Here is a 17,140-nt window from a genome sequence, read left to right as displayed (position 1 = left end):
TCATCGCCCCATCCTCGACAGCGCTTGCTCGGCCAGCCAGCGCGTCAACTCCCCCGCGCCCAGGCCCTCGCGCGCCAGCCGCGCCGACTGCCCCGACCACAGCGACATGAAGTCGCCCGAACCTTCATCCCCTCTGGGCTCGCTGGCCGCGCGCAGCGGCGCCAGCGCGCCGCCGGCGGTCGGGAAGGCCGGGGCCAGGGCCGAGATCGGGCCGACTTCGCGCATCACGCGGTTGACGATGCCGCGCGCCGGCCGGCCGGTGAAGAGATTGGTCAGCGCCGTCTGCTCGGCGCGCTCGCTGCGCAGCGCGGCGCGGTGCGGCGCCGCCAGATGGGCCTCGGGCGTGAACAGATAGGCGGTGCCGATCTGCACGGCGGCCGCGCCCAGCACGAAGGCGGCATGGATGCCGCGCGGGTCGGCAATGCCGCCGGTCGCGATCACCGGCAGCCGCACCGCGTCGACCACCTGGGGCAGCAGCGAGAAGGTGCCGACCTGGGTGGCGATCTCGTCGGCCAGGAAATGGCCGCGATGGCCGCCGGCCTCGAAGCCCTGGGCGATGATGGCGTCCACACCCTGGGCTTCGAGCCAGCGCGCCTCGGCCACCGTGGTTGCCGAGGCGATGATCTTGGCGCCGCTGGCGCGCACCCGGGCCAGCAGCTCGGGCGCGGGCAGGCCGAAATGGAAGCTGAGGACCTCGGGCCGGAAGGCTTCGATCAACTCGCAGCTGAGCGCGTCAAAGGGCTGGCGGTTCGACGCCGGCACCGGGCCATCGGGGTCCAGGCCCAGCTCCAGGTAATAGGGGCGCAGCCGCTGCCGCCAGGCGGCTTCGCGCTCGGCATCCGGCGCAGGCGGGCGGTGGCAGAAGAAGTTCAGATTGATAGGCTTGCCGGTCTGCGCCCTGATCAGCGCCAGCTGCTCGCGCTGCTGGGTCGGGCTCAGCAGCGCGCAGGGCAGCGAGCCCAGGCCGCCGGCCTCCGAGACGGCCACCACCATCTCGTGCAAGGTGGGTCCGGCCATCGGCGCCTGGATGATGGGCAGCTCGATGCCGAACAGATCGAGGATGCGGGTATCGGGCCAGTGGTTCATCGCAGCATGTCTCCTGTATCAGAGCTTGGCACGCATCAGCAGCTGATGCAGGGGCAGGGTCTCGAAGCCCAGCTCGCGCAGGGCCTGACCCCCGAGATCCAGGCGCTGCAGCTGGGGCACGCGCAGCGTGGCCTGCGGGAACTCGGCGCGCAGCGCCTGCAGCAGGGCGCGGGCATTGGTCTGCGCAGGCTGCCAGTCGATCAGGCTGCCGACCACCACCGTGGCCGCATCGGGCCGCGAGAACATCAGCTGGGCCGAGCCCTTCTGCCAGGCGCTCATGCCGCTGGCCGATTGCAGCGAGGCGGCCGTCACCTGCAGCGGCAGATCGCGCAGCCGGGCCTGGGCCTCGTCGCGCAACCAGGCCAGCGCGGCCCCGTGCTCGACCGCACGGAACTCGCAGGCCGCCGGCGCGACGCTGCCCGGCAGCGCCTGATAGCCGTGCAGCTCATGCAGGGTTTCGAAGCCGCGGCCGCGATACAGGCGCAGCGCCCGCTCGTTCTGCGCGAACACCTCCAGCTCGGCCTCGGCCAGGCCGGCGGCGCGGGCGCGCGCCAGCATATCGTCGAGCAGGCGCGCCGCGGCACCGCGGCCGCGCGCAGCCGGCAGCGCGCCCATCGTGGCCAGCCGCCAGCGCCCGCTCTCGGGCCGCGGCGCAACGAAGGCGAAGGCCAGGATCTGGCGATCCCGGCCCTCCAGCACCACGCGGCTGAGCCCCAGATCGATGCCCTGGCGGGCCAGCAGGCCCGGCCATTGCGCCAGCGTGGTCTGGAAGGGCCCGATCAGATAGTCGGCAAAGGCGCCGACAAAGGCCTGGTGAAGCGGCGCGGGCGCCAGCTCGGCGGCCGGGACGACAAGGGTCGGGTCTTGACTCATGGTGGCAGCAGGCTCAAGGAAATCGGGTCACGAGGGCCAGCCACAGCGGCGCGGTCAGCACAAAGGCCACGGTGGACAGCACGGTGGCGGCGGTCACCTCGGCCTCGCGGGTCTGGTAGCGCTGGGCGAAGATCAGCGCGTTGGAGCCGGTGGGCAGGGCCGCCATCATCACGATCACCGCCAGCGGCATGCCGGCGAGGCCGAAACCCCAATGCGCGATGGTCAGCACCAGGGCCGGCAGCGCGAACAGCTTCAGCAGTGCCAGCGACAGCGCGCCGCGCCAGCGCGAGGGCCAGCCGTAATAGGCCAGCGACATGCCGATCAGCGTCAGGCACAGCGGCACGACGGCCGTGCCCAGCAGCTGCAGCACCTCGTCCAGCACCGCCGGCAGCGTGAGCCCGGAGGCATTGAACAGCAGGCCGGCCACCACCGGCAGCACGACCGGATGGATCACGGTGTTCCTGACCGTCAGCGCCAGCGTGCGGCCCAGGCTGGCGCCGGGCCGGGCGCGTGCCAGGTCATGCTCGACCAGCAGGGTCAAGAGGGTCAGGATCAGCAGCGCATGCAGGCTGACCACGGTGATGTGGATGGCCAGCCCGGCCTCGCCGAAGATGCCGGCCGCCAGCGGCACGCCGACCTGCAAGGTGTTGCCGAAACCCACCGTGATGGCCTGCACGCAAGGCAGGGCCGGTTCCTCGCGACCGGCGCCGCGCCAGCGTTGCACGCCGTAGATCAGCAGGATCAGGAGCAGCAGCGGTCCGAAAAAGGCACTCAGGGTCAGCCAGGGCAGGCTGTCGAAATCGACCCGGGCCGTGGTGCGGAACAGCAGGGCCGGCACGAAGAGGTAGAAGGCCGCCGCTGACAGCACCTTGGCCGGGTCGCCCCCGCTGCCGCCGGCCGAGGCGTCGCCGAGCCAGCGCATGCGGCCGACGAACCAGCCGATCGCCACCGTGATGAAGATCGCCAGCAGCTTGTAGAAAACCATCCAGGACATAAGCAGCGAGTATCGCGCCGGCCCGGCCCGCCGCCTGTTGTGGAACTCGCGTAGCGAACAAGCCTCAGGACTGCAGCGCCATCTCCAGCTCGAAGCTGAAGCAGCTGCCCTGCCCCGGCGCGCTGCTGACGCTGATCTCGCTGTCCATCAGCCGCATCAGCTGCTGGCTGATCGACAGGCCCAGGCCGGTGCCGCCGTCGCGGCGGTCGATCTCGGAAACCTGCTCGAAGGGCTTGAAGAGCCGGGCCATCTGCACCTCGTCCATGCCGATGCCGGTGTCTATCACCTCGACCCGCATGCGCGCCGTGCTGGGGCCTTGGTGCAGCAGCCGGGCGCGCACCGAGACCTCGCCGGCATCGGTGAACTTGATCGCGTTGGACAGCAGGTTCAGCACCACCTGGCGCAGGCGCTGGCCGTCCAGGCGCACCCGCGCCGGCAGCTCGGCGTCGATCTCGAGCCGGAACTGCAGTTGCTTCTCCTCGGCGCGCGGCCGCAGGCTGTCGCAGGCCACCTCCAGCAGGCCGCGCAGATCGACCACGGTGGGCATCAGCCGCACCCGGCCGGCCTCGATGCTGGCCATGTCCAGCAGGTCCGAGATCAGGCTCAGCAGATGCTCGCCGGAATCGCGGATCAGATTGATCTTGCCCTGCTGCGGCGTGCTCAGGCTGGCGTCCATCTGCAGCAGCTGGGCGAAGCCCAGGATGGCATTCAGCGGCGTGCGGAACTCATGGCTCATCGTCGCCAGGAAGCGGCTCTTGCTCTGGTTGGCGCCCTCGGCGCGCAGCCGTGCCTGGTTGAGCTCCAGCGTGCGTTCGGCCACCAGCTCCTCCAGATGGTCGCGATGGCGGGTCAGCTCCTGCTCGGCCAGGCGGCGCTGCGAGATGTCGCTGAGCATGCCCTCGATGCGCGGGCCCAGGCCGTCGGCGACGATGTGCACGCTCAGCTCGACCCAGAGTTGGCGCCCTTCGCGCCCGCTGATCAGCAGCGGCACCTGCTGCAGCACGCGATGGCGCTGCAGCGCATGGGCGACCCGCTTGAACTCCGCCAGCTCGACACCGGCCAGCCGGCGCAGGCTGACGGTGCCGGCCAGCGCCTGTTCGGGCCGCGCATAGCCCAGCATCTGGGCCAGCGCCTTGTTGACGCTCAGCAGGCGGCCGCGGCCATCGGCCTGGAAGATGCCTTCGGTGGCGTTCTCGAACAGGCTGCGGTAGCGCTCCTCGCTGCGCCGCAGGCCCTCGGACGAGGCCTTGAGCTGCACGCTCATGCGGTTGAACTGCTCCGTCAGCAGACCCAGCTCGTCGGCACGCTGCACCGGCAAGGTGGCGCCCAGATCGCCGCCGGCCACCCGGCGCGCCAGGCCGCCCAGCGCCATCACCGGACAGCTGACCAGGCGATGCACCAGCCAGTAGCTGGTCACGACGATGGCCGCCAGCACGGCGGCCAGCAGGCTGCCGACCAGCTGGCGGGTCTGACCCACGCTGACCAGCACCTGCTCGCGGTTGAACACCAGCCGCGCCCGGCCGACCGCATTGGAGGGGCTTTGCGGCGAGGCCTGATGCAGGATGTCGACCTGGCGCTCCAGCGGCTGCACCAGCGCCGTGTCACGGCGCCGCAGCATGGGCTCGGCCTCGACCCCCACCGCCTTGATCTCGATCTCGTGCACCTCAGGATCGGCCATCACCGCATCGAGCAGATTGGCCACCGCCACCGTGTCCAGATTCCAGATCGGCCCGCCGAAACCGCGCGCCACCATCTGGCTCATGCGCTCCGCGCGCCGGTCCAGCGCCGCCGTCAGTTCACGCTCCTCGCGTGCGGTCCAATACCAGGCGATCAGCACCACCAGCACCGTGGTGGCCAGCGCAATGCCGGCGATCAAGCGCGTCTGAATACTGAATGTTCTTGGCAGCCAGGCCATGCCTCTCCCTTAATGCCTCAGCGGCCGCCAAGTGTCGCCTATGTTCAGCCCTCCGGGGGACAGGGCTTGCCATCGCGCAGCCGCCACAGGCCCAGCGGGTTGTGGGGCTGCAGCGCCGGCGGCAGCAGCTCGGCCGGCAGATCCTGATAGCAGACGGGGCGCAGAAAGCGCTCGATCGCGGCCGTGCCCACCGAGGTGTGGGCCGCGCTGCTGCTGGCCGGCCAGGGGCCGCCATGCACCATCGCGGGCGCCACCTCGACCCCGGTCGGGAAGCCATTGGCCAGGATGCGCCCGGCCTTGCGTTCCAGCACCGGCAGCAAGGCCTGGGCGAGCTGCGTATCGGCTGCATCCAGCTGCAGGGTCGCGGTCAGCTGGCCTTCCAGCGCCTCGGCCACCGCCAGCAGCTCGGCCTCATCGCGGCAGCGCAGCAGCAGCGCGGCGGGGCCGAACACCTCTTCATGCAGCAGCGGATTGGCGATGAAGCGCGCGGCATCGGCAAGGCAGAGCTGGGCCGCGCCCTGCACCAGGGTCTCGACGCCGGGCTGCTCGCGCAGCCGCGCGGCACCGGCCTCGCAGGCGGCCTGGATGCCCGGTGTCAGCATGGTGCCGGCCGGCTTGGCGGCCAGCAGCGGCACGGCCGCCGCCACAAAGCGCTGCAGATCCGGGCCATCGAGCCCGACCAGCAGGCCGGGATTGGTGCAGAACTGGCCGACCCCCAGGGTCAGCGAATCGGCGAAGCCCTGGGCGATGGCCTCGGCCCGCGCCGCCAGCGCCGCCGGCAGCAGAAAGACCGGGTTGATCGCGCTCATCTCGGCATAGACCGGAATCGGCTGCGGCCGCGCCTGGGCCACGGCCATCAAGGCCTGGCCACCGCGCCGCGAACCGGTGAAGCCGACCGCCTGGATCACCGGGTGCGCGACCAGGGCCTGGCCCAGCGCGGTGCCGGCATCATGCAGCAGCGAGAACAGGCCCTCGGGCAGGCCCAGCTCGCGCACCGCCTGCTGGATCACGCGGCCGACCAGCTCCGAGGTGCCGGGATGGGCCGGATGCGCCTTGGCAATGACCGGGCAGCCGGCCGCCAGCGCGGCCGCTGTGTCGCCACCGGCGACCGAGAAGGCCAGCGGGAAATTGCTGGCGCCGAACACCGCGACCGGCCCGATGGCGATCTTGTGCGAGCGCAGATCGGCGCGCGGCAGCGGCGCGCGTTCGGGCAGGGCCGAGTCCAGGGTCGCGGCGCTCCAGTGGCCGTCGCGCAGGGCCTGGGCGAACAGGCGCAGCTGGCCGACGGTGCGGCCGCGCTCGCCCTGCAGCCGCGCCAGCGGCAGGGCCGACTCCAGATGGGCCCGCTCGATCAGCCCGTCGCCCAGCGCCAGCAGGCCCTCGGCGACCGTCTCCAGCAGCCGCGCGCGCTGCTCGGGCAGGCTGCGGCGCCAGGGATCGGCGGCGGCGCGCGCCAGCGCGCAGGCCCGCTCGACATCGGCGGCATCGCCGCCGCCAAAGGTCTCCGGCAAGACCTGGCCCCGGATCGGGCTCCAGGCCCGGATCTCGCCGGCCGTGCCGCGCTTCGCTGCGGCGCCTATCAATTGCTCCCCGCTGATCGCCAGGCTCACAGCGCGGCTCCGACCTTGCGCAGCGCGGCGATCTGCGGCGCCTTGGGCAGCCAGAGCTTGTCGAAGTCGCTGATCAGCGCCTGGGTGTCCAGGCCCGGCTCGGTCTTGATCGCGAAGGGCACGGCCTTGAACTTCTCGATCAGGCCCAGCTCGGTGGTCACGATGTCCTTGATCTGCGCATCGAGCGACTGGCGCACCAGGCCGCGTATCAGCTCCTTGTCCTTGGCATCCAGGCCCTGCCAGATGCGGCCCGAGACCAGCGGCGCAAAGGGCATGAACAGCGCATTCATCTGCAGCATGCTCTTGGCCACCTTGTCGAAGCGCTGGTTCCACGAGAACTCGATATCGGCCTCCAGCCCGTCGACCTGGCCGTTGGCCATCGCGTCGAAGACCTGCGGCGTCGGGATCGGCGTCGGCGCGGCGCCCAGCGACTGGTAGAAGTCGCGGTAGACCGGCGTCGGGTTGATGCGCAGCTTCATGCCCTTGATGTCCTTGACGCCGGCGATCTCCTTGGTCGAGAACACCACGCGCATGCCGGTGATGCCCCAGCCCAGGCCTATGGTGCCGGTCTCGCGCGGCAGCACCTCCAGGAGCTTCAGCGCGGCCTCGTGGCGCACCAGCTTGGCGACGTCGGTGGTCGAGCGCACCAGATAAGGCGCGTTGATGGCCGCGACGCTGGCGACCCGCGAACCCAGCTCGGCGGCCTGGATCCAGCCCATGTCCAGCGCGCCGGTCTGCAGCTGCTGCATCATCGCCGACTCATTGCCCAGCTGGCCCGAGTGGAAGACGGTGACGGACAGGCGGCCGTTGCTTTCCTTCTTGATGCTCTCGCCGAAAGCCAGCGCGGCGCGGTTCCATGAATGGCCGGCCGGCGTGATCAGGCCGAGGCGGAATTCCTTGGCCTGGGCGCGGGCCTGGCCGATGAAGGCGGGGGCGGCCAGCGCGGCACCGGCTTGAACGAGTTGGCGACGGGTCAGCAGAGTCATGGCGAGGACCTTTCGGGTTTAGTTCAGGAGAGCGAGCGAGAGACTCGGGAACAGCGACAGCAGCACCAGCGCGACGCAGCAGATCACAAAGAACGGCAGCGTGACGATGAACATCTTTCCCGGCTTGGCGCCGGTCACGGCGGCCGCGACAAAGAAGCTCAGCCCCACCGGCGGCGACATCAGGCCCAGCACCAGGTTGACGACGACGACCACGCCGAAATGGCGGGGGTCGATGCCGTAGACCTCGGTGGCGATAGGCAGCAGGATGGGCACGGTCATGATCAGGCCGGGGATGCCGTCGATCACGGTGCCGATGATCAAGAGGATCACATTGACCAGCAGCAGAAAGCTGACCGGGTCCTTGGCCACCGTCTGTATCCAGGCGGCCGCCGCCTGCGGCACCTTGCCGTAGATCAGCAGCCAGGAGAACACCGCCGCCGCAGCGACCAGGAAGAGCACGATGGCCGAGTAGACCGCCGAGCGCAGCAGGATGGCCGGCAGCATGCCGAAGCGGAACTCGCGCGTCACATAGCGGCCGATCAGCGCCGCCGCGACCGCGCCGACCGCCGCCGCCTCGGTCGGGTTGGCGAAGCCGCCGAGGATGGAACCGACGATGACGATGGGGATCAGCAGCGTCGGCGAGGCGGCCAGCGCGGTGCGGGCGCGCTCACGCAGGGTTCTGCGCTCGCTGCGCGGGTATTTGTAGATCACACCCATGCAGGCGATCACGACAAAGAACAGCAGGGTCAGCACGATGCCGGGCAGGATGCCGGCGGTCAGCATGTCGCCGACCGCGACCTGGGCCAGCACGCTGTAGACCACGAACATCACCGAGGGCGGGATGATGGGGCCCAGCATGCCGCCGTAGACGGTGACGCCGGCCGCGAAGGTCTTGTCATAGCCGGCCTTCTCCATCTCCGGCACCATGATCTTGGACATGATGGCGACCTGGGCCGTGGCCGAGCCGATGATGGACGAGACCATCATGTTCGCGAGGATGTTGACATAGGCCAGGCCGCCGCGCACCGAGCCGACAAAGGCCATCGCCAGCTCCACCAGGCGGCGCGTGATGCCGCCGCTGCTCATGATCTCGCCGATCAGGATGAACAGCGGAATCGCGATCAGGCCGTAGCTGTCGACCCCGCCGAACATCTGGCTGGGAAAGGACTGCAAGAGCACGGTGTTGCCGTTGCTGTAGATATAGACGATGCCGGCCAGGCACAGGCAGACGCCGATCGGCACGCCGACCAGCATCACGAAGAGGAAGAAGGCGCCGGTCAGCATCTCAATTCACCGCTTCTTCAGCATTGTGGATATCGAAGCCCTTGACCTCGGCGCGCGGCCGCAGTCCCAGGTCCTCGACCAGATTGGCCGCCGCATGCAGGCTGAACGTCAGGCCGAAGAGCGGCAGGATGGACTGCACGATCCAGGTCGGCCAGTTCAGCGTCTGGGTGCGCTCGGTGTAGAGGAAGTTGAAGCTCTCGGCCGCATACTCCTTGGCATCGAAGCCGTAGCGGACGATGCCCACCGGGTCCATCCACAGCCAGCACATCGCCAGCATCGCCAGGCCGAAGCACAGCACGCCGAAGGTCGCCAGGGCCTTGAGCCGGCGCGCGTTGCGCTCGCCGAGATGGTCGGTCAGCAGGCTGACCGCGAAGTCCAGCCGCAGCCTTGTCATTGCCGAGGCGCCGACAAAGCAGAGCCAGACCACCAGATAGACCGCCGCCTCGTCGACCCAGTAGATCGGCACGCCGCTGTAGCGGGTCACGACGTTCAGCAGTATCAGCAGGGTCAGCCCGCCCATCAGCCCCATCAGGGCCAGGCGTTCGAGCTTCAGGACGGCGGCGGAGGCCTGCTGCACCCGGCGGGCCCAGAGGTGTCGCGGTGCAGCAGCGTCGTTCATGGTGCGGGCCTGGCTCTGATCAGGCCACCGAGCGGTACTGGGCCGGGCGCGTTGCCAGCGCCTTCTCGACCACGGCGGTGACGAAGGCGCGCTCCTCGCCGATCAACGGCAGGCGCGGCCGGCGCATATGCTCGCTGCCCACGCCCACCAGCGCGTCGATCAGCTTCAGGTTCTGCACCAGCTTGTTGGACACGTCCAGATGCAGCATCGGCGTCATCCACTGATAGAGCTTCAGCGCCTCGGCCCATTGCCCGGCCTTCATCAGGTCGAACAGCGCGACGGTCTCGCGCGGGAAGGCGCAGCCGACACCGGCCAGCAGGCCGTCGCAGCCCAGCGCCAGGCCCTCATAAGCCAGATCGTCGACGCCCAGGAAGAGCTGGTAGCGGTCGCCCAGCGTATTGCGCAGATCGGTGATGCGGCGGATGTCGCCGGTGCTTTCCTTGATCGCGGCGATCCATTGGCAGTCGGCCAGCTCGACCATATGCTCCGGCTTCAGATCGACGCGGTAGGCCACCGGGTTGTTGTAGACCATCACCGGCTTCTGCGCGGCCTCGGCCATGGTGCGCACATTCAGCATCGCCTCGCGGGCATCGGCCACATAGATGACCGAGGGCATCACCATATAGCCGGCCACGCCGAGCTTGTTCGCACCCTCGATATAGCGCAGCGCTTCGCGGGTGCTGGTCTCCGAGACATTGGCCAGCACCGGCACGCGGCCTCCGGCGGCGTCCAGCGCGATGCGGGCCACCTCCAGCTTCTCTTCCAGGCTCAGGGTGCTGGCCTCGCCCAGCGAGCCGCAGGTCACGACACCGTGGATGCCGTTGCGGATCTGGAAGTCGATATGGCGGGCCGTGCCCTCGGCGTCGATGCGTTCATCGGCGAAGAACTTGGTCGTGACGGCCGGGAAGATGCCGGTCCAGCGGGGTTGATGGCTCATGGCTGCTGCTCCTGTGTTGCTGCGTTTTCACTGCTGTTGTTATTAATATATTTGTAGCATTCTTAAAAAACATCAGCGTAAACCACTAGCCAGCGCCCCGCCAAGCTCAACCCGGCGGCGCGCGCAGCGCCCCGAACTGCGCCGCCGGCTCGGGCGCGCTCCAGCGCCAGGGCAGCACCGCCGCGCGCCAGACCGCCCGCTGCACCCGCAGGCGCAAGACCCGCTGCGCCCCGGGCCAGGGGGCTCGCGCCACTTCGTCGTCCCACAGCAGTTCCGCCTCGGCCTGCAGCTGCAGCAGGCCGCCGCCTGCGTAGTCGACAAAGAGCAGACCGGCCTGCGGATAGAGGCTCAGATTGCCCAGGGTGTTGAAGAACTGGTTGCCCGGGTAGTCGGGCAGGCTCAGCAGCAGGGCGCCGTCCTCGCCCTGCGCCAGTTGCACAAAGCCCGGCTCGCCGCCGCGGTGCGAGACATCGACCCCCTGCTCGGGCCCGCCCTCGGGCCGGGGTGCCGAGGCACTGGCGATGAACACCGTGTCGCTGCGCGCGATCAGCGCGCGGGCGGCGGCGTCCAGCCCCGGGCCCAGCCAGACCGGCGGCGGCATGGCAGCGCCCGGCGGCTGCGGCTCGGGCCGGCGCGCCTGGATGTATTTGGGGCAGTTGCCGAAGCTCTGCTCGACCGCCAGCGCCAGGCCTTGCTGCCTGTCGAAGGCGCGCACGCGGCCGTTCATCCGGTTGCGCCGCCGCGTGTGCGGCTCCAGGCCCAGCACGCCCACCGGCGCGCCGGGAGCCAGCGTGGCCAGCGCCGGATCGTCGGCATCCGGCGCCACGGCCACGCGCATGGCGCGCGCATCCGGCGTGCTGACAAAGCCCGGCGGCCCGGCCAGCATCGTGGCCCAGGGCCGGCCCTGCGGGTCCAGGCTGCCCAGCAGCAGGGTCGGCAGCTTCTCGAACAGCTCGCGGTGCTGCTCGGGCATGTGGTCGCGCAGTATCACCGGGGCGATCTCGGCCAGGCGCTCGCGCAGCCCGACCCGGGCTTGCAAGGCCTGCTCACCGGCGTGGAAGGTACCGGCTGCGAATGAAGAAGGGGCGGCCATCACAGACGATCCGGCAGCGCAATGAAACCGGGCAAGGCCTCGACCCGGGCCAGCCAGGCGCGGATGCGCGGATAGGGATCCAGCGCCAGGCCACCCAGCCCCGCCTGCGAGCTGTAGCTGTAGAGCGAGATATCGGCCAGGCTGGGCTCGGCACCGTCCAGCAGCCAGTCGCGGTTCTGCAGCTCGGCCTCCATGAAGGCGAACAGATGGCGGCCCTGCACCAGGCTGCGCGCCTCGACCGGCCGCCCGACCAGGCCCGCAAAGCGCGCGCTGGCCACGCCGTCCAGCCAGCTGGCCGCCAGGCTGAACCAGCGCTGCAGCCGCGCCGCGCCTACCGGGCCGCTCGGCAGCCAGTGGCTGTCGGGCGCATAGCGCAAGACCAGATAGAGCAGGATGGCGTTGCTGTCGCTGAGCACCAGATCGCCGTCCACCAGCACCGGCACCTGGCCCAGCGGGTTCAGCGCCAGGAACTCGGGCCGGCGCTGCTCGCCGGCCAGCAGATCGACATGCTGGACCTCATAGGGCAGGCCCAGCAGGCTCAGCATCAGCTCGACCCGGTGGCAATGCCCCGAGGCGGCCAGGCGGTACAGACGCAGGGGTGGGGTGATCGCGGTCATCAAAGACTCCGTTGTGAGGAGACTTGACCTTATCTATTGCCAACAACGTTTTGAATACCGATAGTCAGGCTTTCAGAATTACGCAACTCGAAACAATGGACCATTTGCAAAGCCTGCGTGCCTTTGTCGCCGTGGCCGATGCGGCCGGCTTTGCCGCCGCCGCGCGCCGCCTGGACTGCTCGCCGCCGGCCGTGACCCGGGCCATCGCGGCGCTGGAGGGGCGGCTGGGCGTGCTGCTGCTGCAGCGCAGCACTCGATCGGTGCGGCTGACCGAGACCGGCGAGCGTTTTCTGCAGGACTGCCGCCGCATCCTGGCCGAGCTGGACGAGGCCGAGCGCGCGGCGGCCGGCGTGCAGGGCGAGGCCCAGGGCCTGCTGGCCATCACCGCGCCGCAGATGTTCGGCCGCCTGCATGTGGCGCCGCTGATCGCGGACTTTCTGCGCGCGCAGCCGCGGGTGCAGCTGCGCAGCCTCTTCGTCGACCGCCTGGTCCATCTGCTCGACGAGGGCATCGATGTGGCCGTGCGCATCGCCCACCTGCCCGACTCGGGCCTGACCGCTTTGCCGGTGGGCAGCCTGCGGCGCCTGGTGGTGGGCTCGCCCGAGTATCTGGCCCGCGAGGGCCGGCCGCAGACTCCGCAAGACCTGGCACGGCACCAGGCGATCGGTTTTTCCTTCGATGCACTGACGCCCAAGCCCTGGCGCTTCCGCGACGGCCAGGTGGCCCATCCGCGCGTCGCCTGGGTCAGCAATAACAACGAGGTCAGCATCGCCGCGGCCGAGGCCGGCCAGGGCCTGACACGCTGCCTGGCCTACCAGGCGGCCGAGGGCCTGCGCGCCGGGCGCCTGTCCATCGTGCTGGCCGAGCATGAGCTGCCGCCGGTGCCGGTGCACATCGTCTACCCGGCCGGGCGGCGCGCACCGGCCAAGGTGCGCGCCTTTGTGGACTTCGCCCGCGAGCGCCTGGCCGCCGAGCCGGTGCTGCGCGGCGAGGGGCTAGCCCCCGCTTAGCCGCCTAGCTCTTCGCGGTGGTTTTCTTCGCGGCCGCCTTCTTGGCCGCCGGCACCTTGGCGGCGCGCGGCTCGAACTCGAACATCACCTTGCCCTCCTTCTTGTCATAGGCCAGGAAGGCCTTGAACTTGCGGCGGGTCTTGTTCGAGACGAAGTTCTCCAGCAGCTCGGTCTTGCCCTCGGCCAGCAGCTTGCGCATCTGGCCGGTCTCGATGGGCTGCTGCAGGATGATCTTGCCGCTCTTGAAGTCGCAGGTGACGGCCGCGCCGACCGCGTGCTCGCAGACGTAGTTGCTGCCGTGCTCATAGACATGGCCCTGGCACTTCGGGCAGGCGCCCAGCGATTCCTGGCCGCCGAAGTCGACCGGCTCGCCGTCGCCCTCGGCCTTCTTGGCGTCCTCGCCGAAGTCGAACTCCAGCTTCCAGTTGGCGATCTCCTCGTCATAGACCAGGGCCAGCTCGGCGGTGAAGGGCCAGCCGGCCTTGGAGCGGAAGCCTTCCAGCGGGCCGATCTTCTTGTCGGCCAGGAATTTCTCGACCTCGTGCAGCTCGAAGCTGCGGCCGCCCGGGATCTTGCCGATCGAGAAGCCGCAGCCCTCCGAGGCGCCGTCCTTGCCGGTGCAGGTGAAGCGGCGGTAGTTCTCCTTGACGATGCCGGCGCACTTCGGGCAAGGCGTCTTCAGGGTCGCGTAGTCGCCCGGAATCGTGTCGCGGTCATAGGACTTGGCCTTTTGCACGACCTTCTCGGTCATCGCGGCGATCTCAGCCATGAAGGCGTCGCGCTCCAGCCGGCCCTTCTCCATCTCGGCGAGCTTGAACTCCCAGTCGCCGGTCAGCTCGGGGCGGGTCAGCTCCTGCACATCCAGGCCGCGCAGCAAGGTCATCAGCTGGAAGGCCTTGGCCGTCGGGATCAGCTCGCGGCCTTCGCGCAGCATGTACTTCTCGGTCAGCAGGCCTTCGATGGTCGCGGCGCGCGTCGCCGGCGTGCCCAGGCCCTTCTCGGCCATGGCCTCGCGCAGCTCGTCGTCGTCGATCAGCTTGCCCGCGCCCTCCATCGCCGACAGCAAGGTGGCTTCGGTATAGCGGGCCGGCGGCTTGGTCTGCAGGGCCTTGACGTCGACGCTCTCGGTCGCGACCAGCTCGCCCGGGGCCACGGCCACCAGATTGGCGTCGTCCTCCTGGACTTCCTTGCCATAGACGGCCAGCCAGCCCGGCTTGACCAGCACCTTGCCATTGGTCTGGAAGTTGAACTCCTTGCCGGCAGCCTTGACCGTCGAGATCCGCGTCGTCACCTGGAACTCGGCCGGCGGGAAGAACACCGCGAGGAAGCGCTTGACCACCAGGTCATAGAGCTTGGCCTCGATCTCGGTCAGGCTCTTGGGCGCCTGCAAGGTGGGGATGATGGCGAAGTGGTCCGAGACCTTGGCGTTGTCGAAGACCTTCTTGGTGGGCTTGATATAACCGTTCTTGATCGCGGTCTTGGCGTGCGCCGCCAGCTCGCGCAGCGGACCCGGCAGGTCCTCGCTGGCGATCATCTCGGCGGTCTGCTTGGCCACGGCCAGATAGTCCTCGGGCAGGAAGCGCGAGTCGGTCCGCGGGTAGGTCAGCACCTTGTGCTTCTCGTACAGGGCCTGGGCCAGGCTCAGGGTGGTCTTGGCCGAGAAGCCGAAGCGCGAATTGGCCTCGCGCTGCAAGGTGGTCAGGTCGTAGAGCCCGCCGCAGCTGCTGGTGGTGGGCTTGCTCTCCTCGCTCACGCTGGCCGGCTGGCCCTGCACGGCGGCCGCGATCGCGTCGGCATCGGCGCGGTTCCACAAGCGGTCGGCGCGCGCCTCGGGATCCTCGCCCTTCTTGAACTTGGGATCGAACCACTTGCCCTCGTACTGGCCGGCGACGGCGTCGAAGCTGCCGCGCACCTCCCAGTAGTCGCGGTAGACATGCTTGCGGATCTTCTCCTCGCGCTCGACGACGATGGACAGCGTCGGCGTCTGCACCCGGCCCACCGTGGTCAGGAAGAAGCCGCCATCGCGCGAGTTGAAGGCCGTCATCGCCCGCGTGCCGTTGATGCCCACCAGCCAGTCGGCCTCGGAGCGGCAGCGCGCGGCATCGGCCAGCGGCAGCATCTGCTTGTCGCTGCGCAGCTTGTCGAAGCCGTCGCGGATCGCTTGCGGCGTCATCGATTGCAGCCACAGCCGGCTCACCGGCTTGGTGATCGCGGCCTTGGCCGTGCCGGCATACTGAATGATCAGGCGGAAGATCAGTTCCCCTTCGCGGCCCGCGTCACAGGCATTGATCAGGCTGGTGACGTCCTTGCGGCGTATCAGCTTGACCAGGGCATTGAGCCGGCCCTTGCTCTTGTCGATCGGGTTCAGGTCGAAATGCGGCGGGATCACCGGCAGATTGTTGAAGCTCCATTTGCCGCGCTTGACGTCGAACTCTTCCGGCGCCTTGATCTCAACCAGATGGCCGACCGCCGAGCTGACGACGTAATGCTCGCTCTCGAAGTATTCGTCGTACTTCTCGAACTTGCCCGACTGGGGCGTCAGCGCGCGCACGATGTCCTGCGCAACACTCGGCTTCTCGGCAATGATCAGTGACTTGCTCATGGTTCTTTCTTTTGGCGGACCGCCGCGAGTATCGCTGGCAGCCTGCCTACAATCCGGCCTCGCGCACACGCACACGCGCGCACGCCCATGATTTCAATGTAACCAACTCGAACGATGACGCAAGCCGCCGCCGCCAAGAAGCCCGCGCCCAAGAATCAGGCCAAGCCCCCGCTCAAGGCCGGCCGCCGCATCCAGGTGCGCCGCTCCGGCGTGCACGGCCGTGGCGTCTACGCGATCGACTACATCCAGGCCGGCGAGACCCTGATCGAGTACACCGGCGAGCGCATCAGCTGGGACGAGGCGATGGAGCGCCATCCCCACGACCCCAGCCAGCCCAACCACACCTTCTACTTCCATATCGAGACCGGCGAGGTCATCGACGCGCTGCACGGCGGCAACAGCTCGCGCTGGATCAACCACAGCTGCGAGCCCAATTGCGAGGCCGACGAGACCGACAGCGGTCGCGTCTTCATCAAGGCGCTGCGCGATCTGCTGCCCGGCGAGGAGCTGTTCTACGACTATGGCCTGGTGATCGACGAGCGCTACACGCCCAAGCTGAAAAAAGAATTCGCCTGTTATTGCGGCAGCGCCGACTGTCGTGGCACGATGCTCGCGCCTAAACGTAACAATCAGCGTCACAACCAACGCAGCAGCACCTGAACACAGAGCCCATGGCCGAACATCAACAGTGGGGGGTTGAAGCCCTCTGGCAAGACCTGGAGGCGCTGCTGCCGGGCATGAGCATCGAGGTGCTGGCCCGTGCCGAGTCGACCAACTCGGCCCTGCTGGAGCGGGTGCGCAGCGATGCCCGCCAATCGTTCGAGCCCAGCCCCTATGGCCGCCGCGCCCACGATCTGCAACCCTGCCTGCTGGTGGCCGAGCACCAGACCCATGGCCGCGGCCGCATGGGCCGCAGCTGGCACGCCGGACCTGGCGCCTCGCTGACCTTCTCGCTGGCCCTGCCGATGTCGCTGGGCGACTGGTCGGGGCTGTCGCTGGCGGTGGGCTGCGCGATCGCCGACGCGCTGGAACCGCCCAGCGAAGCCGCACCACGCCTGCAGCTGAAGTGGCCCAATGACATCTGGCTCGATGGCCGAAAGTTGGGCGGCATCCTGATCGAGACCGTGCCGGCCGCCGGCCAGCGCATGGTGGTGGTCGGTGTGGGCCTGAATGTCGGCGGCCAGCCGCCGACCGCCGATGCCCAGTACCAGACCGGCTTTGCCTCGCTGGCCGAGCTGCAGCCGCAGCTCGATCCTCCGGCGGTGCTGGCACGGGTGGCGCGGCCGCTGATCCAGGCCCTGCTGGACTTCCAGACCGGTGGCTTCGCTCCCTGGCAGTCCGCCTATGCGCGGCGCGACCTGCTGCTGGGCCGCCACGTCACGGCCGGCACGATGGAAGGCCTGGCCCAGGGCGTCAACGCCCAGGGTGAGCTGCTGTTGCAGACGGCCTCGGGTCTGCAGGCGGTGGCCGGCGGCGAGATCAGCGTGCGCCTGGCCGCCGACGAGGCCTCCTGA

At 69.2% G+C, this 17,140-nt stretch carries 15 protein-coding genes; 3 read left to right on the top strand and 12 right to left on the bottom strand.

The annotated features are described in order from the left end of the window. The 11 genes from ABGI63_RS06365 to ABGI63_RS06315 all read right to left on the bottom strand — a co-directional run bounded on the left by ABGI63_RS06365 (window position 1) and on the right by ABGI63_RS06315 (window position 12,014). Window positions 1–1,086 (bottom strand): NAD(P)H-dependent flavin oxidoreductase, encoded by a 1,086-nt coding sequence (locus tag ABGI63_RS06365; RefSeq protein WP_349741577.1) that lies wholly within the window; start codon window positions 1,084–1,086, stop codon window positions 1–3. An 18-nt stretch (window positions 1,087–1,104) separates the two neighbouring features. Next, window positions 1,105–1,959, bottom strand: a complete 855-nt coding sequence (locus ABGI63_RS06360; protein WP_349741576.1) for a GNAT family N-acetyltransferase — start codon at window positions 1,957–1,959, stop codon at window positions 1,105–1,107. 13 nt (window positions 1,960–1,972) lie between these two features. Continuing rightward, entirely contained in the window at window positions 1,973–2,953 is a 981-nt protein-coding gene (locus ABGI63_RS06355) for an AEC family transporter (protein WP_349741575.1), read from the bottom strand. 64 nt (window positions 2,954–3,017) lie between these two features. Continuing rightward, window positions 3,018–4,829: an ATP-binding protein gene (locus ABGI63_RS06350; protein WP_349741574.1), complete on the bottom strand. Its 1,812-nt coding sequence runs from the start codon at window positions 4,827–4,829 to the stop codon at window positions 3,018–3,020. Window positions 4,830–4,912: 83 nt separating this feature from the next. Beyond that, on the bottom strand, window positions 4,913–6,472 hold the full coding sequence (locus ABGI63_RS06345) for an aldehyde dehydrogenase (NADP(+)) (protein ID WP_349741722.1): 1,560 nt from the start codon (window positions 6,470–6,472) through the stop codon (window positions 4,913–4,915). Between the two features lie 2 nt (window positions 6,473–6,474). Next, a complete protein-coding gene (locus ABGI63_RS06340; protein WP_349741573.1) occupies window positions 6,475–7,464 on the bottom strand; it encodes a TRAP transporter substrate-binding protein in 990 nt (329 codons plus the stop codon). Between the two features lie 18 nt (window positions 7,465–7,482). Further along, entirely contained in the window at window positions 7,483–8,748 is a 1,266-nt protein-coding gene (locus tag ABGI63_RS06335; RefSeq protein WP_349741572.1) for a TRAP transporter large permease, read from the bottom strand. Between the two features lies 1 nt (window position 8,749). Next, the gene (locus ABGI63_RS06330; protein WP_349741571.1) at window positions 8,750–9,367 is read right to left on the bottom strand and encodes a TRAP transporter small permease; all 618 of its coding nucleotides are present in this window, start codon (window positions 9,365–9,367) and stop codon (window positions 8,750–8,752) included. Between the two features lie 19 nt (window positions 9,368–9,386). Beyond that, a complete protein-coding gene (locus ABGI63_RS06325; protein ID WP_349741570.1) occupies window positions 9,387–10,304 on the bottom strand; it encodes a dihydrodipicolinate synthase family protein in 918 nt (305 codons plus the stop codon). 106 nt (window positions 10,305–10,410) lie between these two features. Further along, complete coding sequence (locus ABGI63_RS06320; RefSeq protein WP_349741569.1) at window positions 10,411–11,397, bottom strand: pyridoxamine 5'-phosphate oxidase family protein; 987 nt, start codon at window positions 11,395–11,397, stop codon at window positions 10,411–10,413. Next, window positions 11,397–12,014: a glutathione S-transferase family protein gene (locus ABGI63_RS06315; RefSeq protein WP_349741568.1), complete on the bottom strand. Its 618-nt coding sequence runs from the start codon at window positions 12,012–12,014 to the stop codon at window positions 11,397–11,399. Before ABGI63_RS06315 ends, ABGI63_RS06320 begins: the two co-directional genes overlap by 1 nt. Window positions 12,015–12,109: 95 nt before the next feature. Between ABGI63_RS06315 and ABGI63_RS06310 the strand changes: the two genes are divergently transcribed. Continuing rightward, window positions 12,110–13,024, top strand: coding sequence for a LysR substrate-binding domain-containing protein (locus ABGI63_RS06310; RefSeq protein ID WP_137944227.1), 915 nt, complete (start codon window positions 12,110–12,112; stop codon window positions 13,022–13,024). A gap of 4 nt (window positions 13,025–13,028) precedes the next feature. On the opposite strand, the gene ABGI63_RS06305 is transcribed toward ABGI63_RS06310, so the two are convergent. Then, window positions 13,029–15,626 carry a DNA topoisomerase III gene (locus ABGI63_RS06305; RefSeq protein ID WP_349741567.1) on the bottom strand — a complete coding sequence of 866 codons (2,598 nt, stop codon included), beginning with the start codon at window positions 15,624–15,626 and terminating at the stop codon, window positions 13,029–13,031. A gap of 114 nt (window positions 15,627–15,740) precedes the next feature. Here ABGI63_RS06305 and ABGI63_RS06300 point away from each other — a divergent pair, with 114 nt between their 5' ends. Together ABGI63_RS06300 and ABGI63_RS06295 are read left to right on the top strand one after the other, a co-directional pair. After that, window positions 15,741–16,286, top strand: a complete 546-nt coding sequence (locus tag ABGI63_RS06300) for an SET domain-containing protein (RefSeq protein ID WP_349741566.1) — start codon at window positions 15,741–15,743, stop codon at window positions 16,284–16,286. 11 nt (window positions 16,287–16,297) lie between these two features. Then, the gene (locus tag ABGI63_RS06295) at window positions 16,298–17,140 is read left to right on the top strand and encodes a biotin--[acetyl-CoA-carboxylase] ligase (RefSeq protein ID WP_349741565.1); all 843 of its coding nucleotides are present in this window, start codon (window positions 16,298–16,300) and stop codon (window positions 17,138–17,140) included.

This window comes from Roseateles cavernae, assembly GCF_040187885.1.
GTDB classification, from domain to species: Bacteria; Pseudomonadota; Gammaproteobacteria; order Burkholderiales; family Burkholderiaceae_C; genus Roseateles_E; species Roseateles_E cavernae.
This window is presented reverse-complemented; position numbering and strand designations above follow the sequence as displayed.